The organism is Dethiosulfatibacter sp. (assembly GCF_983023055.1).
In genome coordinates this window covers 1-12,297 of the sequence record NZ_CEZJXU010000021.1, presented here as the reverse complement: position 1 = coordinate 12,297, position 12,297 = coordinate 1, and the positions used below count along the sequence as shown (strand labels likewise).

Annotated in this window: 11 protein-coding genes; 7 read left to right on the top strand and 4 right to left on the bottom strand. The window is 39.5% G+C overall.

The annotated features are described in order from the left end of the window. Window positions 1–55: 55 nt before the first annotated feature. From AC3AX0_RS01945 to uvrB, 3 genes are all read right to left on the bottom strand, one after another. On the bottom strand, window positions 56–976 hold the full coding sequence (locus AC3AX0_RS01945) for a GGDEF domain-containing protein (protein WP_487548618.1): 921 nt from the start codon (window positions 974–976) through the stop codon (window positions 56–58). 50 nt (window positions 977–1,026) lie between these two features. Then, window positions 1,027–3,840, bottom strand: coding sequence for an excinuclease ABC subunit UvrA (gene uvrA / locus AC3AX0_RS01940; protein WP_487548617.1), 2,814 nt, complete (start codon window positions 3,838–3,840; stop codon window positions 1,027–1,029). 224 nt (window positions 3,841–4,064) lie between these two features. Next, window positions 4,065–6,056, bottom strand: a complete 1,992-nt coding sequence (gene uvrB, locus AC3AX0_RS01935) for an excinuclease ABC subunit UvrB (RefSeq protein ID WP_487548619.1) — start codon at window positions 6,054–6,056, stop codon at window positions 4,065–4,067. Window positions 6,057–6,373: 317 nt separating this feature from the next. Here uvrB and AC3AX0_RS01930 point away from each other — a divergent pair, with 317 nt between their 5' ends. The 7 genes from AC3AX0_RS01930 to AC3AX0_RS01900 all read left to right on the top strand — a co-directional run bounded on the left by AC3AX0_RS01930 (window position 6,374) and on the right by AC3AX0_RS01900 (window position 11,891). After that, a complete protein-coding gene (locus AC3AX0_RS01930; RefSeq protein WP_487548616.1) occupies window positions 6,374–6,595 on the top strand; it encodes a sulfurtransferase TusA family protein in 222 nt (73 codons plus the stop codon). Between the two features lie 12 nt (window positions 6,596–6,607). Beyond that, window positions 6,608–7,027, top strand: coding sequence for a DsrE/DsrF/DrsH-like family protein (locus AC3AX0_RS01925; RefSeq protein WP_487548615.1), 420 nt, complete (start codon window positions 6,608–6,610; stop codon window positions 7,025–7,027). Between the two features lie 11 nt (window positions 7,028–7,038). Next, a complete protein-coding gene (locus AC3AX0_RS01920; RefSeq protein WP_487548614.1) occupies window positions 7,039–8,208 on the top strand; it encodes a cysteine desulfurase family protein in 1,170 nt (389 codons plus the stop codon). A gap of 2 nt (window positions 8,209–8,210) precedes the next feature. Then, complete coding sequence (locus AC3AX0_RS01915) at window positions 8,211–8,846, top strand: iron-sulfur cluster assembly scaffold protein (protein WP_487548613.1); 636 nt, start codon at window positions 8,211–8,213, stop codon at window positions 8,844–8,846. A 379-nt stretch (window positions 8,847–9,225) separates the two neighbouring features. Next, window positions 9,226–10,203 (top strand): ABC transporter substrate-binding protein, encoded by a 978-nt coding sequence (locus tag AC3AX0_RS01910; protein WP_487548612.1) that lies wholly within the window; start codon window positions 9,226–9,228, stop codon window positions 10,201–10,203. A 15-nt stretch (window positions 10,204–10,218) separates the two neighbouring features. After that, window positions 10,219–11,136 (top strand): ABC transporter permease, encoded by a 918-nt coding sequence (locus AC3AX0_RS01905; RefSeq protein ID WP_487548611.1) that lies wholly within the window; start codon window positions 10,219–10,221, stop codon window positions 11,134–11,136. Further along, the gene (locus AC3AX0_RS01900; RefSeq protein WP_487548610.1) at window positions 11,133–11,891 is read left to right on the top strand and encodes an ABC transporter ATP-binding protein; all 759 of its coding nucleotides are present in this window, start codon (window positions 11,133–11,135) and stop codon (window positions 11,889–11,891) included. The genes AC3AX0_RS01905 and AC3AX0_RS01900 overlap by 4 nt, the downstream gene beginning before the upstream one ends. Window positions 11,892–11,977: 86 nt before the next feature. Here the strand turns inward: AC3AX0_RS01900 and AC3AX0_RS01895 are convergent. Further along, window positions 11,978–12,297 (bottom strand): hypothetical protein (locus AC3AX0_RS01895; RefSeq protein ID WP_487548609.1); only part of this gene is annotated, 320 nt, incomplete at its 5' end.

Sequence of the window (12,297 nt, the reverse complement as noted above, 5' to 3'; positions counted from 1 at the left end):
ATCTAGCGCGACGATGTCGCTGTGACCTGGTTAACGCAGCAAAGCTGCTTTCTTGCTAAAAAATTATTGTATTGTATCCAAGGGATTTCGCCTTGTCTAGCTTGGCCCTGAGCTCGTGATAAAAATCTTCGCAGCCTCCGTCTTCATATTCAAGAACAGCTCCGCTTAGAGTTATGCTTTCGCCTTTCAGGATTCTGACATCCAGATTAAGCTGTGTCTTCATCCTTTCAATAACGATTTTTGCTATGTTTATGTCTACATTTGTAAGGAGTAGCAGGAACTCGTCCCCACCTGTCCTTGCAAGGGAATCAATCTTCCTCATGCTGTTCTTCAAGGCTTCAGAAGTTTCCTCAAGAACCTTATCTCCCACTTCTATTCCGTGATTCCTATTTATTTCAGTGAATCTATCGATGTCCAGAAGAGCCACAGTGAATTTTTTCGATTCCTTATTTGCAGTTTCCACTTCTTCCTTTAGAAGCTTCATTATGAACTGATAGTTGTATGCCAATGTCATATTGTCAAGATTGGCCTTCTTTCTCAATTCTTCATTGATATAATTAATTTCGGTGACTTTTTCAAGTATATTCCTACTACATTCCTTCTTGTCAGTAATATCTTCCATCACAAGATAGAAGCCGTTCTCCTTTATACTGACAACATCAACACTAAGATACTTGTCAAACACATCCATATATTGTTCAATATGCTTTGTTCCAATATATAGAGAAGCTTCACCAAGTATTTTAATCCAGTCATATACAGATTCCCTTATTGCAGGAAATAGCTCCTTCATAGTCTTGTTGGCGAGCTCATAGTTGTTGTAACCGGTTATTTCCCTGATGCTCTTGTTCGCTTTTAAAATTCTGATATCTTTTATATTTGAATTATCATCCAAAACAAGCCCGCATTGTGCTATGCCTAGCGGCAAAACATCTATGACAGCCTGCGGAAGATTCAACAATTCTGTATTATTCATCCTATCACCCACTGTTAAATTATACAACTTTGGTATTCAATATTCAACAACTATAGGGTTTTTTTGAGATATGTCCCTGTATATGAACCTTTTATCTTAATCAATTCCTCAGGAGTTCCTTTTGCGATTATGAGTCCTCCCTTGTCTCCACCTTCAGGTCCAAGATCAATAATATAGTCGGCAGTCTTTATAACATCAAGGTTATGCTCTATTACAACTACTGTGTTTCCGCTTTCCACAAGCCTGTTGAGAACATCGATAAGCTTGTGTACATCAGCCATATGTAGTCCCGTTGTAGGCTCGTCAAGAATATAAAGTGTCTTTCCAGTGCTTCTCTTGCTGAGCTCGGAAGCCAGCTTGATTCGCTGAGCTTCTCCACCTGAAAGCTGTGTTGATGGCTGTCCAAGCTTGACATATCCAAGACCTACATCATTCATTGTCTTAAACTTGTTCCTTATGTTTGGAATGCTATCGAAAAACTCAAGGGATTCCTCAACTGACATCGCAAGTACCTCGTTGATATTTTTACCCTTATACTTTACTTCAAGGGTTTCCCGGTTGTATCTCTTACCTTTACAAACCTCACATGGAACATATACGTCAGGAAGGAAATGCATCTCTATCTTAATTATACCGTCTCCTTTACAAGACTCGCATCTGCCTCCCTTAACATTGAAGGAGAATCTTCCCTTCTTGTATCCCCTTGTCTTTGCTTCCAAAGTCATGGCGAAGAGATCCCTTATCTGGTCGAATACCTTTGTATATGTAGCAGGATTTGACCTTGGAGTTCTTCCTATTGGAGACTGGTCTATATTTATTATCTTATCTATGTTTTCAATGCCCAGTATTTCATCATGTTTCCCAGGCACCACCCTACTCTTGTGGAACTTTCTGTAAATCCCCTTATAGAGTATCTCATTTATTAGTGAGCTCTTTCCAGAACCGGAAACCCCGGTTATACAGGTGAATGTACCAAGTGGTATATCGGCATCTATTGCCTTCAGATTGTTCTGTTCCGCACCTTTTATCGTTATAATATTTCCGTTTCCCTTCCTTCTTGTAGAAGGGACTTCAATCTTCATTTTCCCGCTGAGATATTGCCCAGTAATGGATCTCTCGTTGCTTATGATCTCCTCAACGGTTCCCTGGGCAACAACTTCCCCACCATGAATTCCTGCTCCAGGTCCAATGTCAAGTATATGGTCCGCAGCATATATCGTTTCCTCGTCGTGTTCTACTATAATGAGGGTGTTTCCAATATCCGTAAGTCCCCTCAATGTCTCAATAAGTCTGCTGTTGTCCCTCTGATGGAGACCTATGCTAGGCTCGTCAAGTACATAAAGAACACCTACAAGACTTGAACCTATCTGGGTGGCTAGTCTTATACGTTGTGATTCTCCCCCTGAAAGAGTTCCTGCATTTCTACTAAGTGTAAGATAGTCAAGTCCTACGTTTGCAAGAAAACCAAGTCTTTCGTTTATCTCCTTAAGTATCTGGTCTGCTATGAAGGCCATTCTATCATTCAGTTTCAGCTTTGACAGAAAATCCAGTATCCTTCCTATGGACATAGATGAAAGCTCATGTATATTTGTTCCGTCAAGGATTACCGCCAAAGCATTGGGATTCAGCCTTGCACCACCACAAACGTGGCAGGGTTTTTCAATCATATAGCTTTCAATCCATTCTCTCATGTCATGGGATTTTGTTTCAGAATATCTTCTTTCCAGGTTGTTTACCACTCCCTCGAATTCCTTTGTAAAAACCCTTCTTCCATTGAATTTGCTTTCGAAGTCCACTGTGATTTTCCTACTCCCTGTTCCATAAAGCAATTCATCTATAAACCCCTTTGGTGCATCTTTAAGGGGTTTGTTTATATCAAATCCGTGATGGTCCGCTATCGACTTGAATATCTGGAAATAATACCCGTTTTTATCTGCTCCAAAAGGAGCTATTGCTCTTTCAGGTATTGAAAGGTCCATATTTGGAAGTATAAGGTCGATGCTTATCTCCTTGCTTACTCCCAGACCATTGCAGGCATTACACATTCCAAAGGGGCTGTTGAAGGAAAATATCCTCGGTGTGATTTCCCCTATGTTTATATTGCAGTGGGTGCATGCAAACTCGGTGCTGTACAACATGCCCTCACCATCTATTACATCTATATATACAAGATTTTCTGAAAGAGTCAGGGCACTTTCAACTGAATCTGTCAGCCTCTTCCCTATTCCTTCCTTGATGACTATCCTGTCTATTACTATTTCTATGTCATGCTTTTTATTCTTCTTCAAGGTAATTTCATCTTCAAGTTCGTAGGACTCTCCGTCTATCCTTACCCTTACATATCCTTCCTTCTTCATGGCTGCAAGCATCTTTGCATGGGTTCCCTTTTGTCCCCTGACAACAGGAGCCATTACCTGAATCCTTGTCCTTTCCGGATAATCCATTACTGCATCTATTATCTGGTCTATTGACTGTGAAGATACTTCCCTTCCGCAGTTTGGACAGTGTGGTACTCCCACCCTTGCATAGAGAAGTCTCAGGTAGTCGTGTATTTCAGTTACAGTACCAACTGTGGATCTTGGGTTTCTATTTGTTGTCTTCTGATCGATGGATATGGCTGGAGACAGTCCTTCTATATACTCCACGTCCGGCTTTTCCATCTGACCCAAAAATTGCCTTGCGTAGGAGGACAAACTCTCCACATATCTTCTCTGTCCTTCGGCATAAATAGTGTCAAAGGCAAGGGAAGACTTTCCCGAGCCGCTTAATCCCGTGAAAACTATAAGTTTGTTTCTGGGAAGCTCCACATCTATGTTTTTCAGGTTGTGCTCCTTGGCACCTTTTACTACAATCTTATTTTCCATATGTTCCTCATTATTATTCTTTATTTTTAATTTATTACATCTGAAGTATACAAACTTCAAATATTTCATTTCTCATGAAAACATTTATATTCTATATTAAGGACGTGATTTAAAATCAAAAGCAAATCATATTTTTTCACGAAATATTTGATGTCCAGTTAAACCATCCAGACTTCAAATATTTCATTCAAAACAACAATGTGTGCTTAAGATTTGTAAATCCCCTACATCATTATATTACTCAATTTTTTCATTTTTTTGATTTCGTCTCTTATGGTTGCTGCTTTTTCAAACTCCAGGTTTTTGGCGGCTTCCATCATTTCCGAATTCATCTTGTCTATGAGTTTGAGAAGATCTTTTTCATTGTGGATTTCAACAGGCTTGCCATCTACTGTATATTCCCCGTCTTCCTCGGCTGCCGATGTAGCCTCTATGACCCCTCTTACGTTTTTCACTATTGACTGTGGAGTTATACCGTGCTTTTTATTGTATTCCTCCTGTATTTCTCTTCTTCTGTTAGTCTCTGAAATTGCCTTATCCATAGATTTTGTAATTCTATCGGCATACATAATAACGCGTCCGTCAATATTCCTTGCAGCCCTGCCAATAGTCTGAATCAATGCTGTCTCGGATCTAAAAAGACCTTCCTTGTCCGCGTCCAGTATTGCCACAAGAGAAACCTCCGGCAGATCCAGTCCCTCTCTTAGCAGGTTGATTCCTATAAGTATATCGAACTTCCCGAGTCTTAAGTCCCTGAGAATTTCCATCCTTTCTATAGTATCTATGTCTGAATGAAGATATCTTACATTGAGGCCTACATCCTTTAAATAGAAGGTAAGGTCTTCGGACATCCTCTTTGTAAGAGTGGTTACAAGAATCCTCTGGTTCTTCTCCACTGTCTTCCTTATTTCATGTATAAGATCATCTATATGTCCATCAACAGGCTTAACTGTTATTTCGGGGTCTATAAGTCCCGTAGGCCTTATTATCTGTTCTGCCATCGCTTCAGTATGTTCATATTCATAAGGACCAGGAGTGGCACTTACAAAGACTACTGTATTTATTTTCTTTTCAAACTCCTTGAATTGGAGAGGTCTGTTGTCAAGAGCTGATGGCAGTCTGAATCCAAAATCCACCAAGGTCTGCTTTCTTGATCTGTCACCTTTGAACATTCCCCTTACCTGTGGTACTGTAACATGGGACTCGTCTATTATCATAAGGAAATCATCCGGAAAATAGTCTATGAGGGTATAAGGTCTAGTTCCAGAAGGAAGGTTGTTTATATGTCTGGAATAGTTTTCTATACCATTGCAAAAGCCCATTTCCCTCAGCATTTCTATGTCGTATTTCGTCCTCTGTTCCAATCTTTGAGCCTCAACAAGCATGTTTTCATCCTTTAACTCCTTAAGCCTCACTACAAGTTCTTCTCCTATATTACTGACAGCTCTCTGAATATTTTCATCCGTTGTAGCATAGTGGGAGGCAGGATAGATAGAGATATGCTTTCTTCTTCCAAGCATCTCCCCTGTAAGAGAATTAACTTCAGTAATCCTTTCCACCTCATCGCCAAAAAACTCTATTCTTACAGCTTCTTCGGAGGATGAAGCAGGAAATACTTCCAGCACATCTCCCCTCACCCTGAAGGTTCCACGGGTGAAGTTGATATCGTTTCTCTTGTACTGTATTTCTATAAGTTTCGTTATCATCTCATCTCTGTCCTTTATCATTCCCGGTCTAAGGGATATAACAAGATTTTCATAATCAACTGGACTACCAAGTCCATAGATGCACGAAACAGAAGCTACAATTATTACATCTCTTCTTTCAAAGAGAGATGCCGTTGCAGAGTGCCTTAACTTGTCTATTTCATCATTGACTGAAGAATCCTTTTCTATATATGTGTCAGATGAAGGAACATAGGCCTCTGGTTGATAATAGTCGTAGTAACTTACAAAGTATTCAACTGCATTGTCTGGAAAATATTCCTTGAATTCTGAGCAAAGTTGGGCCGCTAATGTCTTGTTATGTGCTATGACAAGGGTGGGTCTTTGTACCTTCTCTATTATATTTGCCATGGTGAAGGTTTTTCCCGAACCTGTAACACCTAGCAGAGTCTGAAACTTCTTGTTCTCCAATATACCTTTTGTCAGCTTTTCAACTGCCTGGGGCTGGTCCCCAGTAGGCTTGTATTCCGATACTATTTCAAATTTCTCTATTTTATCCATAATAACCTCATGCTTATTTTTTCTTTCAAGTCCACTTTAATATTGTCATATCAAATAATGACATACCTTAATTATACTCTATTGCAAGCTTCCATCCAAATGTTATTGGACTATTTTTGAGCAAAACGTCTTACGAACCTTTGTTCGTGCGTGATTATATTCTACTTGCATTTTCTCCATAAGTCAATACCACGATACCCATGAGAATTGAAATCCAATAAATTTTACAAATCTTCCAATAAGTACTACAATTACTATATAGACTAATATGAAAAAATAAAGCAACACTTATTAAATAGGAGGAGATTATGGCTGATATTAACGTTGACGTTAGAAAAGAAACCTGCCCAGTTCCCCTGGTGGAAATGCGCAAGGCTCTACGGAAGGCATTGCCTGGAGACAAGGTTATAATAACTGGAACCCACGCTGCATCAAAAAAGGAAATTCCAATGGCTGCAGATGCCTTGTCTGTAAAGATAGTCAGCATAGAAGAATCTGCAGATGGATGGGTAATAATACTCCAAAAATAAGGAGGTAATATAATGAGTGAGAAAGCTACCATAATTGTGCACAGTGGAGACATGGATAAACTGAGCAGCGCCCTTATTGTAGCAAATGGAGCTTTGGCAATGGGCATGGAAGCATCCCTTTATTTTACATTCTGGGGTCTTCTTAGACTAAAGAAAAACGGTCTGAGCCAGGGCCCCCTTTCAAAAATGAACATGCTTGGTCTAGGTAAGCTTATGATAAAAAGAAGAATGAAGAAAAATAATGTGGCTACTGCAGAAAGACTCATGTCTGACTTCAGGGAGTTGGGAGGAAAAGTTATCGCATGCGAAATGACCATGGAAATAATGGGCATCAGCAAGAAGGATTTGGCCGAAGACATAATTGACGAATATGGAGCAGTGGGAACATATATCAGTGAAGCCAGGGACTCTTCAATAACGCTATTCATTTAGAGGTGAAATTTATGGAGAAAAGTATTTATCTTGACAACTCAGCGGCTACAAAACTTGACAAGAGAGTTTTTAATGAAATGAAAAGTTATTACTTTGATAATTATGCAGTTGCAACTTCTGATTTCGGCTATTCGAAAGGAATCGAGGCAAAAGAAGCACTGGAAAATGCCAGGTCGGTTATTGCCCATAGACTGGGTGCCCGCCGCCAAGAGCTTATATTCACTTCAGGAAGCACTGAATCGTCAAACTTAGCAATCAAGGGTGTTGTCAAAGCATTGGGAGACAAGAAAGGCAAGCATATCATAGTATCCAAGATTGAAGACTACCCAGTCTTGCGTTCAGCCAAAGCTTTGGAAAAGCAAGGTTTTACAATTGACTACTTGGACGTTGACGAATACGGCCTCGTGAACACTGATAAACTTGCGGAACTCATAACCGAAAAAACCATACTGGTGTCCATACAGCATGGTAACCAGGAAATAGGAACACTGCAGGACATAGTAAAAATCGGTGAAATCTGCAGAAATAAAAATGTAATTTTTCATACTGATGCAACACATACATTTACAAGAATTCCAATCGATGTGAAAACCGTTCCTGTAGATATCATAACTGTATCCGCTCATACAATACACGGACCCAAAGGCATCGGAGGGCTCTATATAAGAAAAGGAACTGAAATAAAAAAAATCACAGACGGAGGATATCAGGAGTTTGATTACAGGGCCGGCATCGAAAACATCCCGGGAGCAGTTGGTTTCGCCAAGGCTGTAGAATTATCCACTGATGACGAAAGCATTAGATTAAGAGATATGCGTGACAAGATAATAGAACTGGTTCTTTCGAAAATACCCGATGTATGCCTGAATGGACATCCTAAAAGACGTATTCCCCAAAATGCAAATATAACCTTCCATTATGTTGAAGGTGAATCTGTAACACTCCATATGGACATGTACGGAATATCCGTAAGTACAGGCTCAGCTTGCTTCAGCAAATCTCTTGAAGCCAGCCATGTAATAGCAGCCATAGGAGGAGATCATGAAAGAGCCCATGGGTCAATTAGATTTACTTTTGGTAGATTTAATACTATGGCTGAAATATATGAAACAGTAGATACTATAGATAAGGTTGTAGCCCAGCTAAGGCTAATAAGCCCTCTTGGGCATAAGGAGGTATAGAAATGGCTTTTCCATACAACGAAACAGTTCTTGACCACTTTAAGAATCCGCGAAATGTTGGCAGGTTGGAAAACCCCGACGGCAAATCAACAGAAGGAAGCCCTGCCTGTGGTGACATGGTTTCACTATATATAAGCGTAAACCCGGACACAAAAATAATAGAAGATATAAAATTTGAATCCTATGGTTGTGCTTCAAACATTGCAACAGCTTCAATAATTACAGAACTTGCCAAGGGCAAGACAATTCACGAAGCCAAGAAGTTGACATGGAAGGACGCTTCGGATGCACTGGGAGGACTTCCTCCCATCAAAGTCCACTGTTCCGTATTAGCCATTGAAGGACTACGGGCAGCAATAAAAAACTATGAAGAAAGACATGGCATGGTAGAAAACCTTGAACCAACAACTGTTGACACAATACGCGATCGATTAAGACGAGTGATGAATCCAATGAAGGGACTTGACATGGTTGCAACCAATCTTATAAAAAATATAAAACTCGAAGATGGTATAATATATCTTTTAATTGACCTTCAAGAAACCCATCAATTCTCCAATGTTATAAAAGAGGAAGCAAGAGAAAAACTTGAAACATTATGGGATATAAATGAAATAATTATCAAGTTCACCGAGTGAAATTTTCTGTTGACAAACATTCACTTTTGCGGTTATACTATGTTCAACCGTTGAGATGGAGATAAAACCGTTAGCGCACTTACAGAGAGTCGGGGATGATGGAAACCTGATAGAAATGCGAATCGGATAAATGGACCATTGAGGGCACAGTTAAAAGTGCAAACTGCACTTAGTATTCTGTGACGCATCGCTAGCGTTAAAGGGCGAAGAATGTGATGGCATTCTATAGAGTCGGATTCTTTCAGCAGTATTTGCTGTTATTGTCAATTAAGGTGGTACCGCAGATATTACATCTGTCCTTTACACAGGACAGATGTTTTTTTATGTAGAAAAGCCTTGACCCCAACCATCAAAAAAATAAAAAGGATGGAACAAAATCATGAAAAAATTTATATCAATTTTACTAATCATCGTTTTAATGATGGGAATGGCTGCATGTACAGCTAAAGCGGAATCAAATGAAAGTGAAAAACTTAGAGTTGGAATCATTCAAATTGTAGACAACGGAGCATTCGAAGACATGAGAAACGGATTCATGGCAAGACTTGAAGAGTTGGGATACACAGAAGACAAAATCGAATTTGAATACAAAAATGCACAGGGAGACATGACAAACCTTAATTCTATCTGCCAGGATATGGTAAACAAAAAAGTTGATCTCATCGCTGCAATCGCAACCCCTGCAGCACAGGCAATAGTAAACATGGAAAGCGACATACCTGTAATCTTCATTTCACTATCAAATCCAGTTGCAGCAGGAGTAATCACTGAAATGGAAACTCCAGACAAAAATGCTACAGGTACTTCAAACGCTATTCCAATAAACGAAATATTTGAACTCTCGGATAAACTCACTCCTGGAATGGAAACCTACGGTCTTATATACAATACTGGAGAGGTAAATTCAATAAACACAATAAATAGTGCAAAAGAATATCTTGATTCAAGAGATTTAAAATATGTTGAAACAACAGTTGCAAGCTCTGCTGATGTCCAACAAGCTGCACTGGCACTGGTAGACAAGGTTGACGCAATATTCGTACCAAATGACAGTGTAGTACAAAGCGCAATGGCTCAAGTTGCAGAAGCAGCAAAAGAAGCTGGAATACCTGTTTACGGCAGTTCTGCAGTAATGGTAGATTCCGGAGCATTTGCAACAATTAGCATAGATGATGTTCAAATCGGTGCAATTTCAGCAGACATGGCCGACAAGGTATTCAAAGGAACTCCAATAAGCGAAATACCTGCAATAGTAGTATCCGAATTTACTACTGTAATAAACATAAAAACTGCAGAAACCATAGGAATAGAGCTATCTCAGGAAATTCTTGATTCAGCAGTATTATTAGATAAATAACAGGAGGCAACAAAAATGACTTTAGCAATTGGCTCCCTTCAACTGGGACTAATATACGGATTGATGGCCCTTGGAATCTACATATCTTTCAAATTACTTGACATCCCAGACCTTACAGCAGACGGAAGCTTTACCCTTGGACTTGCTGTATCCGCCGTACTTACCGCGACAGGCCATCCCATCATAGGGCTTGTGGCAGCTATAGCGGCAGGATGCGTGGCAGGATCAATAACAGGCTTTCTGCAGACAAAAATGAAAATACATCCAATACTTGCCAGTATCATTACAATGAGTGGCTTATACACCATCAATCTATTTATCATGGGAGCCAGTTCCAATGTTTCACTTATTGGAAGCCAAACCATTTTTACAATGGCAAGGAGCACCTTTCAGGGAATAGACTATAGTATAATAAAATCAATCATAGCACTTTTGTTCAGCCTTGCATTCTGGGGACTCCTTGCATTATTCTTCAAGACATACCTTGGGCTTAGTATCAGGGCTACGGGAAACAACCCAGACCTTGTCCGCTCATCTTCAATCAATGTTGATGCTGTTAAAACTATAGCACTAGCTGTATCAAACGGATGTATAGCACTTTCGGGAGCTGTAATTGCACAGTTTCAAGGATATGCAGACATCAGTTCGGGTACGGGCATACTGGTTATCGGACTTGCATCAGTTATAATTGGTGAGGTTTTCATGGGTCACAGATCAGTAACTCTAGGACTTCTATCAGCAATTATAGGATCTACAATCTACAGATTTATCATTGCCCTTGCCCTAAGCACAAGCTTCTTCCCTGCATACGGACTAAAGCTCGTATCGGCGATAATTGTAGGGATAGCTCTTTCAATTCCTGCAATCAAAGAACATTCAGAATTCCGAAAAGCAAAAATACAGTTAACGAGCATACTGCTCTTGATGATTTGAGTCTATATCTGGAAAAAGGAGACTTTATAACAGTAATAGGATCAAACGGTGCTGGGAAATCAACCCTTATGAATGCCATAAGCGGTTCCTTTTGGGTCAACAAAGGAAACATAACACTGGATGGAAAAGATATAACTTATATAAAAGAACACAAAAGAGCCAAATCCATTGGAAGGCTTTTTCAGGATCCAATGAAAGGAACAGCTCCAGACCTTACCATTGAAGAAAATCTTGCCCTTTCATATTCGGGAAGCAGAAGAAAAAGCTTCAACCTGGCACTAAAAAAACAGGATAGAGACTTTTTCAAAACAGCCCTTGAAGAATTTGACATGGGTCTGGAAAACAGACTGAAAAACAAGATGGGACTTCTTTCGGGAGGCCAGAGACAAGCCGTTACACTTCTCATGTCTTCCATAGCAAACCCAAAGCTTCTGCTACTTGATGAGCACACGGCAGCCCTGGATCCTGCAGCCGCAAAAAAAGTATTGAACATAACAAGGAATACTGTTAAAAAGAATAATCTTACAACACTAATGATAACTCACAATATCAAATCTGCTCTTTCTATTGGAAACAGAACAATAATGATGAATGCCGGAAAAATAATCCTGGACATTTCAGGTCAAGAACGCGATAACATGACCCTATCAGAACTAGTTAAGATGTATTCAATAAAAAGCAACAAGGAACTTGACAATGACAGGATGCTTCTATCACAGGACAATCCTGCCAGTCCTACGAAAATTATCATCTGAATTTTATATCATAAAATATTCAAATTAAAACAAATGCTCCTTGGGTGTAAACTGTCATTATAAGACAATCTACACCCAGGAGCATTTTATATATTCATTTTATTTCTACAAATTTCTATAATGTCCTTATCAGAAAAATCCAAATCCCCATCAAAAAAATAAATGATATTTCCCGACTGTATAAGGACTTCAGACTTGTCATCCTTAAGATAATATCCCCGGTCTGCCTTCCACACCAGCCTGTCAACAGGTTTAATATAATCTATGAATTCCACATCAACTTCATTATCATGACCATATCCGTAATAGTATTTCTCCTCATCCTTCATAAAACTATCGAAAATATAGTCAGTGATGTTTTGGCTCTTCCCTTCAATATATATAGTATTGACAGAATACAGCTCGT